Consider the following 23596-nt stretch of genomic DNA (forward strand, 5'->3'; position numbering starts at 1 on the left):
GTCTATTTTTGATTTTAGTTGTGGGTCGGTAAGCATGTTTAGTTTTATTGTTAATGAGAAGTTCTATAGCAACTTTCCAGAAAGGACATTCATCTCTCTGATTATTTCTTCTAACTTTAATTGAATGGCTGGATTTGCAATAACATAGGGCTTCATTGCAAGGGTTTCCAAAGTATCAACTGCTTTCTGAGCAAGAGAAACCATAGTGCCAATATTCTGCAAGTTTGAGACGATCGCGCGTTTGGCTACTTGATGATAGACTTCTAAAAGAGATTCCAAATGATGTTTCGTCTTGTCAGTCAGCATATCGAAACAGACCTCAATTACTACTTTGAGTTTAATCGGGTCAAAGTTACATTCCTGATCAAGTTTCATCATGGCTGACGTAATAATGACAGTTCGATCAGGAAAGTCCAACTCAACAATATTTTCACCTCTTAATACTGATTGTATCTTAGATACAATATCTACATCTTGAGAATCATCTTCCCCATCAGGAGGACTGATGCTAAGCCACAGCCGAAAAAAATGTTTGGAAAACAACTCAACAAAGTATTGCGCATCTATCCAGTTCTGCATAATGAGGTAGAAAGTTTCAAAGTTTCTCTTAACAAACTTACTCAAATCTCGAATCTCAACAGTCAAGATGAAATCAAAATAGATCCGATTGTGTATAATCACATACAAGTAATTGATAACAATCGCAAGTCGATGACTCTTGAACAACCAATTTGCTGCTTTGCCTTGATAATCCGATTGTAAGTGTTGATTTTGACCATAAAGCCAACCTAGTACGGACATAATAAATGCACATAATTTAGATTTGGATGGCTCACTCAGTTCATCACAACGAGCAAGAAAGTAAAGAAGAGAATCTTCCGCTCGAGTGAAAGATATCTGATTATCGTATTTTTCAATAATTGAGTTCACCACAGGTATTACCTCAAGCGTGAGAATTGTATCAAAAAAATTCTTGTCTCGAAGGGAAGTCGGTAGTTCAACATCATTAATTTCATTAAGAAGACGGAATTGGTTTACGATACATCGAAAAGCACTTTTCAAATCTCGAAGGCTTTTGAGATAAGGATGAAACTTCATCAGCGTGCCTACGGCCAAAATCTTATCGTTGCTTTTGGTAAGAGAAAACATCGACACTTGTTCAAAGATCGAGATACCCTTATCTGGCAAACCAACATGTGCAAGAGTTGTTGCCAAGAGTAATTTGACTTTTATAATTGATAACTCAGGACTTCGATAATCCAGTGTCTTGTTATACATGCCAAAGTATGGTTTTACCCATGGCTCATTTGACTTTGTCCCATCAGGATTGACTAGTTTACCATCCCAATTACCATCCAGCGTAAATGTTAGCCAGCCAAGAGAATGAGATATGATTTGCATGTATCCCGCAAGTTCAGGATTGTTCAACATGCTGACCATAATTGAAAAGCATTTTGCTGAGTTATAATATTCGTTGATATGGATATAGAAGGTTGACATATCTCCAAGAGTTTCCAAACTATTCTGCTCACGACGGGTACCTAAGTTTCGGGCCATTGACAGTGCCTTAAAAAAATTCTTTTTGGCATCCATATTCAGGCCTAGTTCGGATTGGGAGATTGCTGCCCTTCGATATGTATGTAGTAATAGAAAATCCTTGATATTTGAGGTTTCAAAAATTTTGATGCTCTCTTCATATTTCATCAAAGCACTTTTATAATCCTTTGATTTGTAATAACAATCTGCCATGCCTACTATGATTTCTGCAAGAATCTTGTTATCAGAAAGGTCACTAGATACGTGGGTATTCTTTGCTCGATCAAAATGTTGAAGCGTTCGATGACAGTCATTTGAGAGGTCATTTAGAAGACATCCTATTAGATAGCTAATATCTCTTGTTGCTGATAAGTGTGCATTGACTTCGAACAGATTTCTTAGTTCCTCCAAGTCAGAGATTGCTTCCTCCAAAGTAGTTACCCTCGATGGGTCAATGCTCAAATTACGATATAGCTTGGTAAATAATATTTGGAAAAAATCTGATAGTTCCTTCTTTCTAAAAACTCGCGAAAGTTCTATCTTTGCCGCCGAATACGCCTTCACGAGGAGCACTAACAAATCGATTCTCGGTTTTTCCTGTCTGGCGATGAAATAAAACGGGACGCTCAAAACTTGATTCATGAATTTGGGGTCGGTTAGTTCCTTTGGTAATCGCTCCTGAGTAATGATTTGAACCATCTTGATGGCGCAATTTATCGACTGTTCAGATCTCTCTGGATCATGGGAATAGTGGTAAATGAGATAGATATGGCGAAAAAGACGATTTACTGGATCAAGAGAAGAGGTAGGCATCGCGAGAACTTTTGCCAATATCCGGTCCTGATTTTTGACATCCTTAAGTTGGTGATAAGTCTTAAGTGCCAAAATCAAGATGAGTAAATATTGATTGTTATATTTTGGCTCAAGGTCAAGGTTAAAAAAAATATTAAGCTCATTGATAACATATCGTATTGTGGTAATATCTTTATCCTCAAGAATAATTCGACTCAATAGAAGTCCACATCTTCTTAGAACTTCATCGATCTTGCCAGCCATGAGAAAATAAAAGCAGGACTGCGTAGCGTCTTTAAAATCGACAGTGCCTCGTCGCGGAGTAAACAGATAATCCGCAGCAGCCGAATGTATATTTCGTTTTTCATCACTTGAAAGATTGTTTATCCCAACTCTTTGAAAGAGGGTTGGGACAGAGAATCTTGAATTTGGATACACATCAAGAAACTTGTTACTTATCAGCTGAAAAATCATCCCAGCATCTGCGACCTTTGGATCAATGCTTGCCAAGTATTCTGCAAGCTCCCCTGAAAACTGACCAGTCAGAGCACAAAGACGGTTGAACATCCTCTTTCCATCGGTTGTTTGAAGGTGAACATTGTAAATTCGATTCGCGATAGCTTCTGTGATCGCCTCCGAACCTCCCACATTCTTCCATCCAGCAATCACCTTTTCAACCAAGACTGCCACTGTATGCCTTGTACTTGCGGCCGAATTTATTTCTGTAATTAATCCATTGATAAAATCGGGATGCCCAGATGTCCCCACTCTAATCAAAGTCAACAAGTTCTCATTAACACCTTCGACATTACAACCACTAGCTTTCATCAACTCCATGATCTCCTCTTCGTCGAACCCATTTAGTTCCATGACATTGCTATGTAATGCAAGAGTTGCAGAGGGGTTCAGGGTATCCCGATCTTCCGAGATTAATATCACCTTGATTGAACCATTGGATTCTTTCAGAAGGATCTCGAGAAAAGCGAAAAGTCCGTTGAATACTGAGACAGATTGGATGTTATCTAATACGATCAACTGGAAAGTTGAACCATGAATTTGCTCTGTGCAAAGAGTAACTAATTTGTTAAGACTCAGTTCTCGGCTTATCCATTTCTCTTTAACATTGGCATTAGGGATAACCGAGTCAAGAAAATGTACGAGGTCGTTAAAGATAAAATTATCACCCACACCCTGATTCACTTTGAAATCGTACCAATAGTAGTTTGCGATGTTGAAGTCACTTACATACTGGCTTACAAGAAAAGTTTTGGTACTTCTGGTAACTCCATGAATAAACAGAAGTGGCTTCTGACTTAGCATTCCATTAATAATATTGGTCTTATGTTTCCTTTCAATAAAGTCGTTAGGTACCTTTGGAGCTTTTTGAGCAATGTATTCAAGGTTGATACTTTCAGTGACTTGAGCACTCCTGGAAAGAATTGATTTTACCCCGTCATCGATTTGTTTGAGAAGGGAGAACTGCTCCAACTCAGAGGGAGTTCTGCTTTGGCGCACCATGCGAACAAAAATCGCGGAGAATTGTTCAAGCTCTTTCTCAACATCGACATTCACGTTCTTTAGCTCATGTACCTGTGTATTTGTGTGAAGGAAATGGTCCAGAGCGATAAGTGTTTTGCCAGTATCTCCATCGTACAATTCTTGTCTATACGCGGTCTGTACATCTTCAAAGGCAAAGAGTTTAAGGATATCGGCATGTTTATTTTCAGCGAAACGAACTAGGGCACTCACATAAACTGATTGGAAATCAGGTTTAAGCGTGGGGATATCAAGACCCAACTCCCTTATGATTAGCTGGTATCTCACATTCGATTCTAGTTTCTCTTTGGAGTACTTCCCAAGGAGAGAAAGTGCCTTCACCAATATAGTTTCAACGACTGGCATCTTAGCAGTCCCCAACAATTTGCCTTATTCGTCTCACTCTTCCAACCCCTTCGTCAACTCCTCAATCTCACTCTCATAGGCAAGTTCAAGTTTCTTTCGTTGTAAAAATACACTCTGCACAACACTGAGAAAACGGGATTGGTCTGCATTGTAATTATACTCAAGTATAAATGCATCAAACGCTTTCAGTGTAAATGTTTCGTATGTCGGCAGTGTTTCTAAGTGTAATACAGGTTTTAGGAAGTCAACAAGGCTCACGACACACAAACAGAATGTTTTCAACATCCGGTCAATGAGACTATATCGTGTCTCCTGTTCGCTTATTTTTGATGCACTCACAATTAGCTTCTATTTCGCGGCAGGTATATACGAATTTTCTTTGGGAATTTCAATCCTCAGTTGGTGAGTGGTGAATAAAGAAAGTTTATGCTCTCCACACCTACAGCCTACTACCCACTAACAACTAACAAAATAATTTCAATTTTGCTCGCATTTTTAACAACCGAAAAGTATATCCGTGATTTTGTAATCCGCTATTCATGAAGGGGTCAGGAAGTTGATTTCGGAATGACGGGGCGTGGGTTTAGGGAAATCAATTCAGGAGTTTTACACACGGCAATAATATGTTCCATTTGCTTAAAATAGCCTATATTTCGGCATTTTCAGCTTCCCTCTAATCTTTCGGGGATTCCCCGAAATGTTGGAGGGAATTTCCGAAACGAAATGCAAAGCCCACCAAACGGTGTGCAGAGTTCCGGAAAGCGTGTGCAGTCCCCTCCAAACAAAATGCAACTCCCGAAAAATGAAGTGCGAGTCCCCCGGAACAAAATGCAATTCCCGATACATCTTGTGCCTTCGCCGCCGAACAATATGCGACTCCCCAAAAACCGAGTGCGACTCCCTCGGAATAAAATGCAATTCCCGATACATCGTGTGCCATCGCCTCCAAACAATATGGGACCCCCGAAAAACGAAGTGCGTCTCCCACGGAACAAAATGCTATCGCCGATGCATCGTATTCCATCGCCTACGAACTACTTCTTCTTCCCTTTCGCTGAGATCAAAAACTTTTCAACCGACTTCAAAATATTTTGAACCGACCATTTACTCAACACAAAATATTGAGGTGATTTTGAAGTCTGAACATAATACTTTGCCGTGTCGGGAAGTTGCGGATAGAAATTAATGGCAACTTCTTCCATTGAAGTGACTTTCAAATGTATAGGCTCCGTTTCCGGCTTTGTAAGCGTATCGGCAAAATCTTCCGTCTTCAAATCTGAAAGCGTACTGAGCGTTGAATTCATCGTGGTTGTTTCGACTGAATCAGCGCCGATTTTCCATCCGGAAGAATCCTTCTCAACAACGTATTGCTTTGTGCCTGTGATGAATTCAAGTCGCCTGATGGAATCTTTCATCGTTGCATAGATTGATTTATCTCTCCACTCACGAACTTCCTGGTTCAACGACCATGGACTTAAACCGGAACCGAGATACACATCGTTCGAGTTTTCTTTCCGAAAGTAAATTTCTTCGTATGATGGTCCCATCTTTCCGACTATCATCGTCACGGTTTTTCCCGAACGGTCAGTAACGGAAAGTTTTGTTCCTGCGCTATCAACCTGATACGTTTTTTGTCTATCCACATTTGAAGAAACCAAACTACCGACTTTAAACTTTTGCATTCCACCGAGAATCGGGAATAAGTTCACCATGTTTGCCGGATATTTCAACGGTGAAGTAACGTACCACTTTCCCCCTTGATTTTCCAGCGTAACGGATTTCTCCGGTTTTGTAATTTCAATTTTTACAATTGAAGCAGAGTCGAGCGACATGCTGAATGTTGCTGTGTCGTAACTTGCTTCACGCTCTTCCGAAGGCATCAAATAAAAAACTGCCAACGCTCCGAGCAATACAAATACTGCAATCAATATTACTGTTGATTTATTCATTTTTGTCTCCGTTCAATTACAATTCTCTGCTTTCAAGTCGTTTGCGCATTGAGACTCTCCATCTCCAGCGAACAACTCCAATCAAGACAACAAGAATTGGCGGCACGAGAAGATTTCCGTACTTCACCATGCTCTTTGTTCCTTCGCTCACTTCATCGAGAGGCTTTGCGCCGGTTTCCCGTGAACGAATCGAAGCAAGACCGATATCATCGGCAAGCCAATCAATTAAATTGGTAGCGAAGATGAGATTATCTTTGTTGTTCCCGGCGTACGCATCTTGAATAAAATCACCATCACCGATGACAGCAATCTTCGTATCAACGCTTGTGTTTTGTTTGTTTGATTGGTCAATCGGAGCTATGAGCGTTGTATCCGGTTCAACTTGTTTATCCTTGAACGCGCTTGTGAATGAACCTTGCAACGTCACAGCAAGGGGAATGTTTTTCTCGCTGAATAAATCCTTCGTCATAGGTGCGTTCGGATTTATCATAAAGAATTGTTCCTGCCGTCCGCTTTGTTCGGATGACTTCACGAGCGTTTCAACCTGCAAACCCTTGCTTCGGGCAAGCGAGGTATCAATTGAACTTGTGAAGAAAAAGATAATTGTTCCTAAGTCTTTTACTATCGGGCTGTTCTTGCTGAACTCGCTCGCCATCGGAATCATCGGAAAAGGAATCTGGTTTTGCATCGTAAAGAATCCCATCTGTTGTTGTACCGTCACCGGTACGCAACGAACATCGCGCACCAAATCTGTATTGATGCGAACGCCGTACGATTCAAGCATCTCATCCATTTCAAGTTGCAACGGCTGACCCATTTGTGATTGCAAATCTGCTTTCACTTTGTTCAACCAAAAAGCAACTTTGCCACCTTTCATCATGTATTGGTCAATCACATATTTTTCCCAACTCTTGAACGGTTTTTCGGGCGCGGCAATTACCAGCACCGCAATATCCGAAGCGATTGGTTGTCCATTACTTAGACTGACAGGTAAAACTTGATATTGCTTTTCTAACATCTGTTTCAAACGACCGATTTTATCCATACCGATTTCATCGTGTCCTGAAAGGAAACCGACTTTCTTCAAATCCGTCGCCGTCATCTTCTTCATCGCTGAACTGATTTCGTATTCGATGTTGGCGGTGTTCTGCATAACAGGCATAACTTCCTTTTTATCGCCATAAAGGAAAACCATTCCCATGTATGCTTTTTCGATTTGCATCTTATCTTCCTTCACAACCTGCACCTGCACGGGAGGAATTCCGTATGCCTGTGCTTCTTTTTCAATCTCCTCTTTATCTTTCGGGTCAATGAATTCGTATTGGAAATTACCGCCGCCGTACGCACGGTAATCGTCGAGTTGGTCTTGCAAATACCGTTTGTGATTGTTGTACGGTGATGGGAGTTCACTCGTGAAATATGCTTTCACCAAAAACTTGTCTTCCAGATTCTTCACCAAGTTCTTGCTTGCATCCGAGAGTGTGTACATTTGTGTTTCTGTCAGGTCGAATCGCGTGAACAACCGAATCCCGACGATATTCAGGAAAATTAAAATCCCGATTATGAGAATTACTCTGATTATTGTTTGACGTTTCTGATTCATATTCTTTACTCCTTACCACCGTTTCCGTTGAAGTGCAAACGAACCAAGCATCAATGAGAATGAAATCATTGAGAGATAGTAAATCAAATCTCTCGTATCAATCACTCCGCGGGCTATGTTTGAGAAGTGATAATCAATGCTCATGTATTCAAGCACCGTTGCTAAATACGGAGGAACAACGTACAGCACTTTATCAAGCATAAACAACCCGAACACGATAATAAAACTGACTATTGCCGAAGTGATTTGATTTTCCGAGAGCGACGAGCCAAGCATACTGACCGAGATGAAAACTCCGCCGACAAACATCAACCCAAGATAGCCACCGATAACGGGACCGAGGTCGAGCCTGCCGAGTAATGCTACAGTGATGTAGTAACTTATGGTCGGCAAAAGCGTGAAGAAAAATAACGCCCATGCTGAAAGGAATTTTCCAATCACGATTTCATGCTCTCGAATCGGCTTCGTCATGAGAAGTTCGAGCGTTCCCGTCTTCATCTCTTCCGAAAGCAGACGCATAGTAATAAGCGGGCCGAAGAAAAGCAAAAGAAAAGGAGTTATCTCGAACACCACGCGAAGCGACGACATGTTCATCAGGAAAAGATTGGTGGTGAAAAACCAACCGAGAATTGCTAAAAACCCGACAATGACGATGTAGGCAATCGCCGAGTTGAAATATGAACGCAATTCTTTCAAGAAAATATATTTGATATTAGTCAGGTTCATTTTGTCACCTCCGAAGTTAATTGACGGAAGATATCTTCCAAACTTGTTTTGACTGAGTGCATTTCCAGCATGGTCCATCCTTTTTGAACGCACATGTTGAACAGTTCACGACGAACATCAACTGCGATTGCATTGTTCGTCGAGACAGAGAATTTCTTTGTCCCGTTCTGTTCATGGTTAAGCAAGACCTGCTCAATCGTCGGAATGGTTTTGACTTGCACAGCGACCGTCTCGAACGATTGTCCGTCCGGAACATCAATTTCCATTTCGATTTTCTCTCCGCCGGAAGAACTTCGTTGCAATTCCTCGATGTTGCCATCAGCCACAATCTTTCCGCGGTTGATGATGATAACGCGAGAGCAAGTCGCCTGAACTTCAGAAAGAATGTGTGTCGAAAGAACTACCGTCTTTTCCCGACCAAGTTCTTTGATAAGACTTCTAATTTCGACAATCTGATTCGGGTCGAGACCGCTCGTCGGTTCGTCAAGAATCAACACACGCGGCTCGTGAATCATCGCCGCCGCAAGTCCGACGCGTTGGCGATAACCCTTCGAAAGTTGCCCGATATCTTTGTGTTTCATTTCTCCAAGCACACAGACATCAACCATCTTTTTGACTTGTCGCCTGATGTTTTGTTTCTGCACACCTTGCAACTGTGCGGCGTATTCGAGATACTCCAACACATTCATATCGTGATAGAGCGGATTCGCTTCCGGCAAATAGCCGATGAGTTTACGCACTTCGAACGATTCGGTAAAGACATCACGACCTTCGACTTTAATCGCTCCGCCGCTCGATGCCAGATACCCTGTAATAATTCGCATAGTAGTCGTCTTTCCCGCCCCGTTCGGACCGAGAAAGCCCAATACTTCGCCCGAGTGAACCTCGAAAGAAATATCGTTCACGGCACGCGCGGTACCGTACGACTTCGATAAATTTTCAACTAAAATTGACATTTAATAATCCTTAGATAAAATTCCTCAGATATACAAAGAAATAGTTAAGAAAAGTTCCTTAAAAAGGCGTGCAAATATATAAATGGAATGGGTTTTTTGCAAATTAGCGTGGAAACTAACAATGACGTACAAACGCCTCACGAGAGTATTATGAGTTTGATACAACTTTGAATGGTAGTCTTTTACATTTCCACACAAAACCTCTATCAAACGTGTTCATATTACACGTAACATTCCGATGGGTGCGAAGTTGTTCTGGACACCCATCGGAAGTAAAATCATTTCTTTGGAATTACCTCTACGGGGAATCTCAAAGACGAATCAGCGATAAGCCGTAACTCAACTATTGAAATCTTTCTTTGATGCAATACCGTAGTAAACAAGTAAAGCACAGCCCGCGAACAAACAGACTAACCCGATAATCACTCCTTCTTCTACATAGAATTGTGAGTGAAGATAATTTCCTAAGACAACAGCCAATCCTACACAAACGAATAATAATCCCCACTTGAGTGAAGAAAAGGGATCGCGCCGTATCTCGCGTGTAAAGAATGCTTTTATTTCGTCTGAAGACAAGCCTTTTTCCACCATCGCCATTCGTTCCCGATGGCGGGAAGTGATATGAGTGATAAAAATAGCCGCTACTGAAATGAAGAAGACTAATGGTATCAGAATTTCGGGACCGTTCATATATTTTTCCTTATTTGATTTGTTAAACTCTTTATTTACTTTGACTCCGATTTTAACACGAATGTTTCATTCAATTTATTATCATTATCAATGAAACATTCTCACCGGTTGATAAGTCTAACAACATAGAAAATGCATTTATCGGAACGTGAAATCCTCGAACAGATCCGCTCGGGCAAGAAATATCTTTACACTCATCTCGTTGAGAGATATAAAGACCAAGTTATGACTCTTGCCGTTCGTATCCTGAAGAATCGGGATGACGCTGAGGAGGCGGCACAGGATGCTTTCGTACGCGCATATAACGCATTGGAGAAGTTTGAACAGAAAGCGAAATTCAGCACATGGTTATATCGCATTGTGTATAATGTTTGTCTTACGAGATTGAAAAAAGCAGAACGACAAATTGAATTTGTTCGCGATGAAGATAATGCAGAAATTGAAACAGAATTATTTCCTTCCGTCCTTCCCTCAATTGAATACGATAATCTGGAGTTGTTGGGAATTGTCAAATCAATGATTGAAGAACTACCGGAAAAATACAGGGCGATTTTATCTCTCTTCTATTTCCAGGAATTAAGCTATGAAGAAATCGGACAAGTGACTGAGTTACCGCTCGGAACAGTGAAAACACATTTGTTCCGCGCGCGAACGCTGTTACTCAACCGATTAGCGTCTGAATATCAAATAGAAACAGTTTAAGAAATACAATGCAACACTTAACAGATAGAGAAATTCAAGAGTTGGCTGATACGAAGGTGAAGAATAATTCTTTCACACAGGCGAACCGGCATTTGATGGAATGCCGGATTTGTGCAGAGCGCGTAAGAGCAATCAGCGAACTCTCCCGTTCAATCAAAAAAATTAGACTTGAACATCCGTCAAAAGATTTTACATCTCAACTCATTCGGAAGATCGGAATCAAGGAAGCGCCATCGTTCGCATGGAAAGTGTTGACAAATTTCGCTCCGCTTTTTATGCTGACAATCGTTATGGTAGTTTTGGTTGGTGCGTTACAAATTTCAGGAACGACGGAGTCTCAGGAAATTACACTTGCCGTTGAGAAAGTTCAAACAGCGTATTCCGATGCAACAAAGCAGATTTCCACTGCATCAACCGCTCTTAATGTCTGGCTGAAAAAATTATTTCCATTCGCCTTCGCGGGTGATAGTGTAACGTTAATTATTTTTCTGGTATGCTTCCTCAGTGCAATCGCATTGTTGGATAAATATCTCTTCGCGCATTTTGTGAAGCGAAGACAAATTATTTGAGTTTCTCCAACGCGTCGAGTTTCAACTCAGCACGTTTTTTATATTCAAGAATTGCCTGATGTTCCGGTTTAATCGTTAGCGCTTTGGTCCAAACTTCGAGCGCTTTTTTGTAATTTTCCTCAACGTAATATTGCAAACCAATCTTAAAGTATTCTTCGACCTTTGGAACAAGAGAATCTCTGGAACGGTCAACAAATGTTTGAGCCTCTTTACTTTTCGGGTCTTGTTTTAAATATTCTTGGAATATACCAATCGCCTCAAGGTAGTTTTCTTGTTCAAAAGCAACCTTCCCTTTATCAAACAATTCTTTCGACGAACGTTGAGTCTTCACCACATCAGAACTTGCTTTCATTTTCGATTCGATGATTGCTAAATTTCTTTTCGCTTCCGGGTTGTTCGAATTGTATCGCAACACTCGTTCATACGCAATTTGCGCCGCTTCTAATTGATTTCTTTCCATTCGAGCCCCCCCTTTTGATAGATACACAGCAACACTATCGGCAATCATCTTTTCCATTTCTGAAAGTGTTTGAAGAATTGTTTCATCTTCCGAATCACAATCAAACGCTTGCTGATAACGATCTCGCGCAGCGTCATACATTCCTAATTGCTTGAGGCTGTCGGCAACGACAAAAATCTTCATCGCCTCCTCATGTAATTTTGGTTGTAACGCACGCAATCTGTTCGTGACCATTGCATCATCAGGATGTGAACTTAGAAATTTGAGATAATTCTTTTTCGCGGCTAAATATTTCCCTTCCTGTTCAAATTGCTTGGCTTCGGTTAGAAGAAATCGTGTCGAGGTTTCCGTCACACCCTGAGATAACCCGATGTACGTTCGAGCCGGTTCATAATATTCATCGTATTCAATTGCATGGACAAAAGAATTCCTTGCCTGAGAAAACGCATCATCCTCATATAATTTTATTCCCTCCTCATAATATCGTTCACTGATTTGTCGGGGGTCATCACCAAAACGGAAGTTCACAGAGAAGGAAAGGCTTTGTTTTCCGACTGCAAAGTCTACATTCATTGCAGGCATCTCATAACTCACGCCGCAAGCAAAATCATCAAAGGATTTTGTTCCGGCTTGCAGTGCAAGTTCGGACGATAGTAAATATTCTGCACCGAGAGGAAATTCTGTATCGTTATGTTCATACAACAAACTCCCCTGTAATCTCAAACGATTTGGCATCAACCAATATCCGACACCGGCATTTAACTGTTGTTCGTTGAGTGACGAATTCGAGGAAAGATTTATCAAACTCAATCCAGCCATAATGCCCGAATTCTTTCCTTCAGTCCCCGGAAAATGAACAGAACTCCCCAGTGAAGCAGTTATTTCCGGATTCGTGTTGTTTATGTATGTCAGTGTCCCTCCGACTGTATGACGAGTTCCGATGATGCGCGCATATCCAATCGAATATTGGGACGAACCAAATTCGTTTCCAATTCCTATGCCGAACGTCCCGACGAATGGTACAAAATGGGCAACACCGATTATTGGCAACGATTCAAACCGACTTGTTCCGAGAAAAAGTTCTCGAGTATGAATCCGTGCCAGTTCTCCCGGGTTGAGAAACAGCGCAGATGGCTTTGCTACTCTCATTACCGATGAACCGCCTAACGCGTAATTGTTGCTTCCTGCAATCTGCGATTGTGAAAATCCCACAACTGAAAGCAGGAGTATGATACTAAATATTTTCCCTACGTTTTTCATTATTTCGATTCCGAAAAAATTACCTGATACACTGAAACCTGACTTTGTTTTCCTTTGATGGAAACTTTTCCTTCCGGCTTTAACGGGAATCGTCCGTTTAACCGTTCTACAACATCTTCCGTAACAATAATTTCGTTTGGACCGGCGACACTGCATAACCGCGATGCAAGATTCACCGTATCACCGATTGCTGTATAATCCATTCTGTCTCTCGAACCGATACTTCCGAGGAACGTACTTCCTGTCGCGATACCAATGCCGACCTTGAATGAAGTTTCCTGTTTGGAAAATCGTTCTTTGTTCAACACCCCGATTTCTTCCTGAATTCTATTGGCAGCAGCAACTGCATCGAACGCCATATCTTCCTGAGAGAAAATGCTCATGATTCCATCGCCAAGGAATTTATCAACAACACCGTTGAATGAATGAATAATTCTTGTTTGTAAATCAAGATACTGATTGAGTGTCTCAACAACTTCTTCCGGTGAAAGAGTTTCCGATGCGCCGGTAAAATCCCGGATATCCGTGAACATCACTGTTACTGTTTTTCTTGTCCCGCCAAGTGTCGCGGTGTGTTCTTCCGATAACATTTCGACAGCAGAGCGTGACAAGAATTTCTGCATTTCTGTTTTTTCACGGAGTTGCTGCACCATCTTGTTAAATTCATTCGCAAGCACTCCGAGTTCATCTTTGATTTTTGTATCAATCGCGACAAGTAAATCGCCCTGCCCGACTCTTCGAGCTGCATCCGAAAGCGATGTGATAACCTGAACGAATCTTCCTGAAACAAGAAACATAAACGCAATACCGAAAATACAAACGATTGATGCCGTTGCAATGACTATACGTTTCATCCGGTCAACAGGTTCCAACAAAACATCCTTCGAAAAACTGACACTTGCCCCGCCAAGCAAAATTCTTCTGTGCATAGTCTCATCCTGAATGCGCTGATAAATCGGAAGTATGTACTGGAACGAACGTTCCGTTTCCCGGAATAAGATTGAATCGGTTCTCTGTACCATTTCCAATTCAACCTTCGATATTTCTCTGTTCACATAATCGGCATAGAGATGGGCGACAATAATTCCGCTCCTGTCAAACACATATTGCGCTTCCAAACCCGGTATCGGTCGGCGTTGAATAAATTCCTTAATGTAATCTTGAATAACAGGGTATGAACTGAGCAACAAGTTTTCTTTTGATGCGGCACCGAGACTCTGCACCATGCTTGTACCAAGAATTTCTGTCTGCTTTCGAAGTTCTTCTTCCTGTTGTTGTAGCGTTGTCGAAATCAAAATCACTGCTACGATAACGACAGAGATAGCAACAATAAAACTAAGTTTTGTCCGGATTCGCATCCGGTAGAAAAAATCTAACATACTTCCATCGGGCTGTAACTTTGGGGTTGGAGGTGTAGGCGAATGTATCGGCTTGTATGGTTTGATGAGTTGATAAATTCCCGACTCAGTCAATTTTTGTTTGTCGGCGGTACGCGGGTCAATTTGTTTGGGAGAAGAACTCATTTTGCATTCAATACTTGTTGATAATGCTCTTCATATTGATTCACAATCAATTCCTTATTGAATTTTTCGACGGCGCGCGAGCGCGCATTCAATGCAAACATTTTATATCTCGAATCATTCGTCAGCAATTCGATTGAATATTTCGCCATCCGTTCGATGTCCCCTATTTCTGCAATGTATCCCGTTTCACCATGAACAACTAATTCAGGCAAACCACCGACACTCGAAGATACAACAGGTAATTCACACGCCATTGCTTCGAGCGCGGAAAGACCAAAACTTTCCGATTGGCTTGGCATCAAAAATAAATCGGAAGCAGAAAGCAGGCAAACTATTTCCGATTGCTTTCCGAGAAATTGAACATCATGCTCAATCCCCAATTCTCTGCATAGCAATTCGCAGTTGGAACGTTCCGGTCCATCGCCGACAAGGATGAGTCTCGACTGAACCTTTTTCCTCACAACATCAAACACACGAATAACATCTTGCACACGCTTGACCGGACGAAAATTGGAAACATGAACAAGAACCTTTTCCCCATCCGGCGAAACACGTTTCCGTACTTCCGGGACAGTTATTTTCTTGTATTTATTGATATCAACAAAATTCGTGATGACAGTAATATCTTTTTCGATGTTGTAATTGGTGAGAGTTTTTTCTTTGAGGAAGCGAGAAACAGCAGTTACTCCGTCGCTCTGTTCGATGCTAAATTTCATCACCGGAAGAAAACTAGGCTCAAGTCCAACAAGCGTGATGTCTGTCCCGTGAAGTGTTGTAACGATTTTGAGGTTGTTACCAAGAATTTGTTTGGCGAGATACGCACTTGTCGCATGAGGAATTGCATAATGAGCATGAATAATATCAATTTTTTCAAACCGTGCCACTTCAACAATTTTACTTGCAAGAGCGGGCGTATAAAGCGGAAAGTCAAACAACGGATAACTTGCAAACTCTACTTCATGGTAAAATATATTGCCAATGAAACTATCTAACCGCATCGGCATGGCATAACTGATGAAGTGGATTTCATGTCCACGTTCGGCTAATGCCTTGCCAAGTTCAGAAGCGACAACTCCGCTTCCGCCATATGTCGGGTAACAAGCGATTCCTATTTTCATACTGCGGCAAGAAGATAACCGTTTCGTTTCCGAAAAGCAAGCAATTCTCGCGGATTGGAGTGTTGGAGATATGGAGAATTGGAGAATTACTCCATTACTCCATTACTCTAAAACTCCTTTACTCCACTACTCCAATTTTCAATCACACTTCCTCAATATCAGTTTTCCATCGCTGCTCACTTTCACCCAATACGCTTTACATGGTTTGATGATTGATGAAGTAACATATCCATCCTGATAACTAAAGAATGGTGTTTCAATAGTTGTACCTTCTGTGTTGATACATACTGTACTTACTGTATCACTCATCGAACCAATCATATTCCATCCGGCACAAACATCAATCGTATCTTCTGAAATTATTCCACCCGAAATAATTCTATTCGATGTAGTATCAGAAAACATTAACCAATAGCCGACGCCGTTGCTTAATGTATCTGTCCCAACGTAGCCTGCATTACAACTGAAAGAAAATGTTTGAGAAGCATTGTCAGGAAAAACACTATCCTCATCCATTTGACTAAGAACAACCGGAACAGAAACCATATTCCACCGATTCAGTAACTCACACAGAACAGTTTCCTCCTGCCTGTTGCCAAAATTCCGGTTAACATGATTACTCCCGCTGTATATTATTTCCGGGCAAACAGGCAACAAAGTAAATTCCCATCCCTCACGCATCTCTTCCGACAAACAATATTCTCCATACTTCAACGAATCAAACATAAATTCTCCGTTGACGTTTGTTGTTGTTGAATCAAGACGAAACGTTGGAGATGATTTTGTTAAATACATTTTCCACCCACTGAGTGGCGATTCGTTTTGTTCTTTTGTTCCATTCCCATTCCTGTCATTGAACATCATTCCGCTCATACTGCCAAGTTGGAAATTTCCAATATTAAGGGATGCAAGACTTTCTCCGCTGTGGAGCAAAACAATTTTAGGATTCGATGTCGTTTGAATCCATCCGCTCACTTCAACCTCACGGAGATAATACATTCCGGGCTTGAGATTGGAAAACTGATATTCACCGCTTCCATTCGTCTGAGAAATCGGTTCACCCGTATCAAGATTTTCATTGAGATTTAAATCCAAATACATGATTCTGCCTTGCAGCGTTTGTTCATTCCCATCCCAAACAGAATCTCCATCAATATCATGGAACTTTACTCCTGTAATATTTCCATGTTGGTAATTTGCAAAACTTACCCCGGTTGAGTTTTCTCCCGAGTGTAAAACAAAACTATAAACTCTTCCCCCTGCATTTTGCCCGCACGGAGAAACAATGCCCGAGCCTTGTCGCGGAAAACTCTGATACCAACCCGTGAACAAACTTTCTTCGACAATGTATGTCCCTGCCAATAAGCTATCAAATACGAAGTCTCCATTGCCGGACGTTACCGTTCTTTCTGCTAACGTACAACCCAGACGATACAATTTGATTGTCCAGCCGTTCATCGCTGAATCATTCGTTATCAGACTATCGGCAATTGCATCCTGATATTTCTTCCCACTGATACTGCAATATCGTGTGTTACCGAAATCTTTCCCAATGGCATTTGTTCCTGAAGTAACAGTAACAACATACGCACGTGTTCCGGCATTGGCGTCGCACGTTGTAAGAGTAACGCCCGATGCACCAACTCTCGGCACAGTCTGAATCCAACTTGTTTGCAAACTCTCTTCTACAATGTATGTTCCGGGTAAAAGATTACTGAACGAGTAACCGGTTGTGGCATTTGTTACTGTTTCACTGACTAAACTGCACGTTCCCTGATTGAAGAGTTTTATTACCCACCCTGATTTTTTAATGTCGTTAATGGAAATCAGACTGTCTGCATCATAGTCTTCGTATTTCATTCCGGTGATTGTTCCGTATTGGTAATTCCCGAAATCAACATTTGCAATTGTATCACCGGAGGAAACGGAAAGATGATAAGAACGTTGTGCAGAATTCACTCCGCATGTTCGATAGCTGACATTCGGTGTTGTTGTTCGCGGGAATGTTTGGAGCCACCCGACTTCCAAACTTTCTTCGAGGATGTATGTTCCCGGTTCTAAATTCTGAAAACTAAACTCACCCTGTGATGAAGTTGTTGTTCGTTTTACTAACTGACACGTTGCGGAATCGTATAACTTGATAACCCAATTATATCTTCCCAATTCTCCGTTCAACAAACTGTCTGCATTCATGTCAACTATTTTCTCTCCGCTAATCATCCCTCTCTGATAATTGCCAAAGTTCAGAGTATCAACCGTATCTCCGGCGGCGATGGTAATGGCGTAACACGAATCCGGCATTGACCGAACCCATCCGGCTCTGTTCTCTTCACAAATAGTGTACGTGCCGGGAAGAACATTCGAGAATGTATAACGACCGATTGCATCGGTTTGTGTGGTTTCACTTGATACGCCGGAAAGATGGATATTCCAGCCTTCCAACACTGCATCATTCCCGTCTTTGATTCCGTTGCCGTTTAAGTCATGAAACTTCAATCCGCTTATTGAACCTGTAATAACAGCAAATGTTACAAGAATTATATGATCTTCTGTTACATTCGAGAACGTATAACCTTCAAGTGAATCCACTTTGCTCCCATCAACAATTACACTATTGACATGATAATTCAACGAAGGTGTAAATGTAAATCTCTGACTCCCTCCATACAAAATTTGTACAGAACCGGAAGGAGTGATTGAACCATTCTCACCTGCTGTCGCAGTAATGAGTAAAGTATCAATTGCAAACGTAGCAATAATATTCTTATTGCGGTTCATTGTGATAGTAAGGGAATCTGCTGAGTTTGTTGTGTCTCCGCTCCAACCGACAAAGTGATAACCTGTCGAAGGAATCGCTTTTAGTCCAACGATAGAACCAGCATCATATAAGTCTTGATCAGGTGTTTTGCTGACTGTTCCATGTTCCGCATTCACAGTAAGCGTGTAATGATTCACTGCAAAAACAACTCTGATAGTGTGATTTTCGGTTACATTATTAAACGTATAACTTGTACTTGAATCAACTGCTATCCCATCAATGAGTAAACTATCAAAATGATAACCCGTTCCCGGTGAAAACAAATATTGAATGTTTGTGCCGTAGTTTACCACTTGGGTATCCACTGGTGTGATTGTTCCATTTCCTATAACTGAAGAAATAACGTTGAATTTTTGTTGATAAAGTCCGAAATTATACTCTGTCGTTGAACGAAGTGTATCGGTATAAACTACTACACTTCCAACTGAATCGAAAGCGCCAGTAAACGATGTGAATACAAGCTTCCCTAATGTATCAAGCGATGCTACAACCTTACCATAACCGCGAGACGATTCTCCATTGAGTGGAATTGAAGTGGCATCTGTCGCGTTTGAATTATAAAACGTACCTTCTTGAGTAGTATGGTGTATGTAGTATCCAAAATATGTTTTTTCTAATCCCGATGCCTTTGTTGGAGTCAGCCAAAGAGCATAGGCATCTTGAGCGACCTGATGCAAAGTAAAAATTATTTGATTGAGATTTGAAATAATAGAATCTCTTCTCGTTGAATAACTTACTCGTTCCGGTACTGTCTGTTCCCAGCCAAAATCTACTGCACTTGTAAGAACGTAACTTCCAGGCGCTACTCCTTCTGCTATGTAGTTACCCGTTACGTCTGTTTCTACCGTATCAATAGTTCTACCGGCAATGAAAACCTTTCCTCCATGAATGCCTTGTTCGGAAGGCTCTATATTGCCATTTCCATTTTCATCATTGTAAATTGTACCATGAAATGTATTTTTTGGAGTAAGATAAAAATTGTAACCGTATTGATCCACGCCGTCTCTCCAATTTACTTTCCACCCATGTTCCTGAACATGTGCAAACGGAACAATATATCTTCCTGCAATAAACCCGCGAGTGCTACCACTTCCAGATGAAAATACTCCAAATGGTTCCAACTCTATCATTTCGGAAGGGAAGCCGTCGTAGTTTGAGACTCCCCACAATCTGATTTTTGTTGAAGTTGCAAGTTCAATAGTGTAAGTACCATAGGAACTACCGAATGAAGAAAGTGAATCTGGAATACTATAACCTACATATGAAAAATGCTCATGATAATACTTCGTAGCATCTTCTGTTATCCGATAAAGAGTAGAAGTCAGTCCCCACAATTTTTCGTACAAGGTGTCGTTCCGGGGAATATTATGTTGAGGAGGACCCACGAGAAATAAACTATCGTTTGTTTCTTCGGCGATTGAATAAACACCTGACGGAATATCACTGAGAGAATAGTTGCCTTGTGCATCAGTTACTAAGACCGTATCAACGGGTCCTTGTACGTGTACGAGCCGACCTGAAAGCCTTGACACACTATCATACTGGCTGTGGTAAACCATTCCCGATATTTCATATGGTTTATTGCCAAAATTTATTGATGTAATTTCTGCACTATCCGGCGTCACACGAACTAATGAAGTTCCCATAGTAAATCCATTATTGTCATATTCAATTAAACTACCGGTTGAATCATATGTTACAAAAAAGAAAAAATCAAAAGGAATGGAGTTAACAGCTTTCAACGCTATGCTACCTGTTTGAGAGTTACGAATTGTATAAGTTGCTATACTATCGTAACTGAGGTTTACCGGAATTTGGTACCCGACAAAAGAATGATTTCCAACTCCATAAAAATAATTTCGGGCATCACTTGCAATTGTTTCAAGTCTGCTGAATGCTGTCACTTCAAATTTTGAGCGCAACCACGTTTTGTTTTGATAACTTGTTTCAGGATACGTTTGAAACCAGTTTTCTTTCATCACTTCACTGACAAGATAGTTACCAAACGGTAAGTCATCAATGGAATAATTTCCTTGCTCATCGGTGACGGCTGCATGGTGGGACAGACCATCGAGTTTTACAGTCCAACCAAAAAGTGGAAGTTCACCGGGGTCATTCACAGCATTTCTGTTTGCATCGTGAAATAATGTGCCGGAAACGGTTCCTACGTTTATCATAGCAAAATCATAATGCTGCCCGGAAAATTGTGCAGAATCCGTTGCAATCGAATAATAGCCTAACGATGCAAAATCACCAGTTACAGAAGTAAAATTTACCCTTCCGAGTGAATCAGCAGAAGCCGTTACGGTTCCAAATCCATAAGCTGATGTAGCTTGGAAACTCACAGAAAATTGTGATCTCGAAACTACACTATATGTTGCAAAGCCTGGTAAAACAAGTCCGGGATTAGGATAATACCCCCAATAATCTCCTTCTCCACCACCTCGTGAACTTGGGGGAATACGAAAAAGTAAAGCATCATGAGCAAGCCGATAAAACCAGGTTGTTACATCACGAAAATTATTAAGGACTGAATCCCGTGAATGAACAATAACACTTGGTGAAGGACTTGTTTGTTTCCAAGATTCATTTGTTCTCGCTGTAACATAATAACTACCGGGAAGAATGTTTGTAAACAAATAATTTCCATTACTATCTGTAACCATTGATGCATTCTCAGCGCCGGTAATAAAAATGGGAATTTGATAGACCCCATTTTCTTCTACCTCTTTTACTCCATCTAAAGTAGAATCATAGAAAACTACGCCGGTGATAGAACTGTTTTGGGAAACTGCAAAGTTGTAATTGAAGCGATCAAACTCATCATAATAATGAGGTTTAAGACCGTGGCTACCATCTTGAAAAAATGGAATAACATATTTTCCATTACTGATTGTCGCCCCACCCGAACCCGAATTAGATTCGAATTGTCCGTTTTGATTCAGTGTGTAATTTTGAAATACTTCAACAAATCGTTTCGATGTTGCCTGTATTTTTAACTGAAGAGAAGAGGCACTCACAATTGAAAAAGTCCCCTCAGGATTTCCTGAACCCGATAAAGAATCAGGAATAATATATCCTTCATACGTAGCATGGTTGAGATAATAGTATATCGCATTATCAAATATTTGATAAATACCTTTCATGAGTTGGAACGAATTATTGTAAATACTATCATTAGAGGCAAGAGTACTTTCCGGCGGTACAGTTTGCGTCCATCCTTCACTACTCACTAATTCAATAGAATAAATCCCTGACGGAATGTCACTAAAGACATAATATCCAAGTGTATCAGTAGATGTCGCTGTAGTAAAAAATGGTGAAGAAAGTAACACGGTCCTTCCACTAACTCCTCCGGTTTGATCGCGCATACTTGAAACAACCCGCCCACGTACCTCGAATGGGAAGTACCCAAAATTTTTTTGTGTAACAGACTGACCAGTCGAAGTTATTTTGATAAAGTATGCATTGTTATAATAAGGTCCCCATGGAGTATATGATGCAATGGTACCATTACTATCAATGGTTACAGTAATACTTCCCCTTAAATAAGTCCATCGAACTGAAGAAGCAAGCAGTGTGAACGTTTTTGTTGATTTAGCGCTTATCGAATAGGTAGCCGCGCTATCACTTGTTAGAGAACCAGGAATTGTATAGTTAAGATAAGAACGCCCTCCCGATCCAAGATAATATTGATATGCATTTTCACGGATTTGTTGTAAGCGTGTAAAAATAGTTCGTTCATTCTCATTAATATAATTTGTGAACCTCCGTCTTGGAGGAGTACGTGTCCAACCCTCTCTATTGTGAACTGTAACAAGATATTGCCCTATAGGGAGATTATTAAAAGAATAATTCCCGTTAACGTCAGATTCTGTTGTAAGGTTTACATCTCCTGAAAGGTTTACTGTCCAACCTTCCAATCCTTGTTCATTCACATCATAAATGGCATTTGTATTGAGATCATTATAGACTATTCCAGAGATGATCCCTTGTGTAGTCACACCTACTTTATCCATAGTATCGTCGTGTCTACTTCCCTGTGAAACGATATTTCTGTTCTCACTCATAAGATTATTGTCTGCATCGTATTGACGCTCAGCCCAAACTCCAGAATTAGTACCAATGAACATTATCACTAATCCAAACATGAATGTTCTCATTGATACAAATATAATATGTTGCATGTCTACTCCTTTTTGTCTTGTAAAGTGTATTGTAATATTTATTTCTGAAACTCATTTCCTCAGCCTTGCGAAGCATTTCTTACTACCGTAGAGAGAACTTTGCTTCTGTCTATTTCAGCAAATGAAAACCCAAATTCACTTGCTCAAAATGTCTATCGCCGGAGAATACATTTGTAATTTTTTCTTCCTGCATAATAACGAACGATGTAAAATCTACAAACGAAATATCTGGCTTATCGTAATAGTGTTGTAATAGTTGAAACGCTTTCATCCCAATATCGTGGTCGGCAGGAATAACCTTGTGTCTCCCTGACTCTACTTCCTCAGGCAACATCGTCATCCTATAGATGTGCCATAGATATAATGGTCATGTTCCTCAGCGCCATCAGTAACATCGCTTATCCCAATACCAACAAGACGTTCAAGACTTCAAAGATTCCTTTTCTTGCTCTCCGAATATTTCCGGTCAAGCAACGATTGAATAAATGAGAGAACCTTTTCTTGCTCACGTTCATCTAATGTGGCAAACTGTGTTTCAATTGTGTGGTAAATATTTTGTTGTTCCATCGTCTGTCCAGAATGTGTTATTTTCGTTTGCGCAATTGTACGAATTCAACTTGTTAAATCCAATAATTATCGGCGTAACGCCTCAATTTGCATCGGGCTGGTATTCCCCACGGGACTTAGACCTGCGCATCAACCTCCACCAACAAGCAAAGTCAACGACTCGTAGAGCACTAAAGAATGGTAGTGAAAGAAAATTGTATCAGGTGTTTCTCAATAAATTGAGTTTGTAAACATGGTG

Annotated in this window: 16 protein-coding genes; 2 read left to right on the plus strand and 14 right to left on the minus strand. The window is 40.8% G+C overall.

All coding sequences use genetic code 11. The features are described 5' to 3' along the window. Positions 1-63: 63 nt before the first annotated feature. From HY960_00590 to HY960_00625, 8 genes are all read right to left on the minus strand, one after another. Positions 64-4230: a tetratricopeptide repeat protein gene (locus HY960_00590; protein ID MBI5214229.1), complete on the minus strand. Its 4167-nt coding sequence runs from the start codon at positions 4228-4230 to the stop codon at positions 64-66. Between the two features lie 33 nt (positions 4231-4263). Beyond that, positions 4264-4569 (minus strand): hypothetical protein, encoded by a 306-nt coding sequence (locus HY960_00595; protein MBI5214230.1) that lies wholly within the window; start codon positions 4567-4569, stop codon positions 4264-4266. A 334-nt stretch (positions 4570-4903) separates the two neighbouring features. Next, complete coding sequence (locus HY960_00600) at positions 4904-5170, minus strand: hypothetical protein (protein MBI5214231.1); 267 nt, start codon at positions 5168-5170, stop codon at positions 4904-4906. Between the two features lie 94 nt (positions 5171-5264). After that, positions 5265-6179: a DUF4340 domain-containing protein gene (locus HY960_00605; protein ID MBI5214232.1), complete on the minus strand. Its 915-nt coding sequence runs from the start codon at positions 6177-6179 to the stop codon at positions 5265-5267. 16 nt (positions 6180-6195) lie between these two features. After that, a complete protein-coding gene (locus HY960_00610; GenBank protein MBI5214233.1) occupies positions 6196-7782 on the minus strand; it encodes a Gldg family protein in 1587 nt (528 codons plus the stop codon). A 12-nt stretch (positions 7783-7794) separates the two neighbouring features. Next, on the minus strand, positions 7795-8508 hold the full coding sequence (locus HY960_00615) for an ABC transporter permease subunit (GenBank protein MBI5214234.1): 714 nt from the start codon (positions 8506-8508) through the stop codon (positions 7795-7797). Further along, entirely contained in the window at positions 8505-9464 is a 960-nt protein-coding gene (locus HY960_00620) for an ATP-binding cassette domain-containing protein (GenBank protein ID MBI5214235.1), read from the minus strand. Before HY960_00620 ends, HY960_00615 begins: the two co-directional genes overlap by 4 nt. A 339-nt stretch (positions 9465-9803) precedes the next feature. Next, complete coding sequence (locus HY960_00625; protein ID MBI5214236.1) at positions 9804-10154, minus strand: hypothetical protein; 351 nt, start codon at positions 10152-10154, stop codon at positions 9804-9806. 132 nt (positions 10155-10286) lie between these two features. Here HY960_00625 and HY960_00630 point away from each other — a divergent pair, with 132 nt between their 5' ends. Further along, positions 10287-10856 carry a sigma-70 family RNA polymerase sigma factor gene (locus tag HY960_00630; protein ID MBI5214237.1) on the plus strand — a complete coding sequence of 190 codons (570 nt, stop codon included), beginning with the start codon at positions 10287-10289 and terminating at the stop codon, positions 10854-10856. A gap of 8 nt (positions 10857-10864) precedes the next feature. Further along, positions 10865-11425 carry a hypothetical protein gene (locus tag HY960_00635; GenBank protein MBI5214238.1) on the plus strand — a complete coding sequence of 187 codons (561 nt, stop codon included), beginning with the start codon at positions 10865-10867 and terminating at the stop codon, positions 11423-11425. Here HY960_00635 and HY960_00640 read toward each other — a convergent pair. The 6 genes from HY960_00640 to HY960_00665 form a co-directional block, all read right to left on the minus strand. Further along, positions 11418-13145 (minus strand): hypothetical protein, encoded by a 1728-nt coding sequence (locus HY960_00640; protein ID MBI5214239.1) that lies wholly within the window; start codon positions 13143-13145, stop codon positions 11418-11420. The two genes, HY960_00635 and HY960_00640, sit on opposite strands and share 8 nt — an antisense overlap. Further along, complete coding sequence (locus tag HY960_00645; GenBank protein MBI5214240.1) at positions 13145-14668, minus strand: HAMP domain-containing protein; 1524 nt, start codon at positions 14666-14668, stop codon at positions 13145-13147. The genes HY960_00640 and HY960_00645 overlap by 1 nt, the downstream gene beginning before the upstream one ends. Continuing rightward, positions 14665-15786 carry an N-acetyl-alpha-D-glucosaminyl L-malate synthase BshA gene (gene bshA, locus HY960_00650; protein ID MBI5214241.1) on the minus strand — a complete coding sequence of 374 codons (1122 nt, stop codon included), beginning with the start codon at positions 15784-15786 and terminating at the stop codon, positions 14665-14667. Before bshA ends, HY960_00645 begins: the two co-directional genes overlap by 4 nt. 138 nt (positions 15787-15924) lie before the next feature. After that, a complete protein-coding gene (locus HY960_00655; protein ID MBI5214242.1) occupies positions 15925-22791 on the minus strand; it encodes a hypothetical protein in 6867 nt (2288 codons plus the stop codon). 109 nt (positions 22792-22900) lie between these two features. Further along, positions 22901-23125 (minus strand): hypothetical protein, encoded by a 225-nt coding sequence (locus tag HY960_00660; protein MBI5214243.1) that lies wholly within the window; start codon positions 23123-23125, stop codon positions 22901-22903. Between the two features lie 95 nt (positions 23126-23220). After that, positions 23221-23358, minus strand: coding sequence for a hypothetical protein (locus HY960_00665; protein MBI5214244.1), 138 nt, complete (start codon positions 23356-23358; stop codon positions 23221-23223). Between the last annotated feature and the right edge of the window lie 238 nt (positions 23359-23596).

The organism is Ignavibacteriota bacterium (assembly GCA_016212665.1).
Lineage (GTDB): Bacteria > Bacteroidota > Ignavibacteria > UBA10030 > SZUA-254 > FW602-bin19.

Bases quoted from the DNA above. Each gene is read 5' to 3' on its own strand.
- HY960_00590 (MBI5214229.1), bottom strand. From the start codon at position 4,230: ATGCCAGTCGTTGAAACTATATTGGTGAAGGCACTTTCTCTCCTTGGG.
- HY960_00600 (MBI5214231.1), bottom strand. From the start codon at position 5,170: ATGGCACACGATGTATCGGGAATTGCATTTTATTCCGAGGGAGTCGCA.
- HY960_00605 (MBI5214232.1), bottom strand. From the start codon at position 6,179: ATGAATAAATCAACAGTAATATTGATTGCAGTATTTGTATTGCTCGGA.
- HY960_00610 (MBI5214233.1), bottom strand. From the start codon at position 7,782: ATGAATCAGAAACGTCAAACAATAATCAGAGTAATTCTCATAATCGGG.
- HY960_00615 (MBI5214234.1), bottom strand. From the start codon at position 8,508: ATGAACCTGACTAATATCAAATATATTTTCTTGAAAGAATTGCGTTCA.
- HY960_00620 (MBI5214235.1), bottom strand. From the start codon at position 9,464: ATGTCAATTTTAGTTGAAAATTTATCGAAGTCGTACGGTACCGCGCGT.
- HY960_00625 (MBI5214236.1), bottom strand. From the start codon at position 10,154: ATGAACGGTCCCGAAATTCTGATACCATTAGTCTTCTTCATTTCAGTA.
- HY960_00630 (MBI5214237.1), top strand. From the start codon at position 10,287: ATGCATTTATCGGAACGTGAAATCCTCGAACAGATCCGCTCGGGCAAG.
- HY960_00635 (MBI5214238.1), top strand. From the start codon at position 10,865: ATGCAACACTTAACAGATAGAGAAATTCAAGAGTTGGCTGATACGAAG.
- HY960_00640 (MBI5214239.1), bottom strand. From the start codon at position 13,145: ATGAAAAACGTAGGGAAAATATTTAGTATCATACTCCTGCTTTCAGTT.
- HY960_00645 (MBI5214240.1), bottom strand. From the start codon at position 14,668: ATGAGTTCTTCTCCCAAACAAATTGACCCGCGTACCGCCGACAAACAA.
- bshA (MBI5214241.1), bottom strand. From the start codon at position 15,786: ATGAAAATAGGAATCGCTTGTTACCCGACATATGGCGGAAGCGGAGTT.
- HY960_00655 (MBI5214242.1), bottom strand. From the start codon at position 22,791: ATGCAACATATTATATTTGTATCAATGAGAACATTCATGTTTGGATTA.
- HY960_00660 (MBI5214243.1), bottom strand. From the start codon at position 23,125: ATGTTGCCTGAGGAAGTAGAGTCAGGGAGACACAAGGTTATTCCTGCC.
- HY960_00665 (MBI5214244.1), bottom strand. From the start codon at position 23,358: ATGGAACAACAAAATATTTACCACACAATTGAAACACAGTTTGCCACA.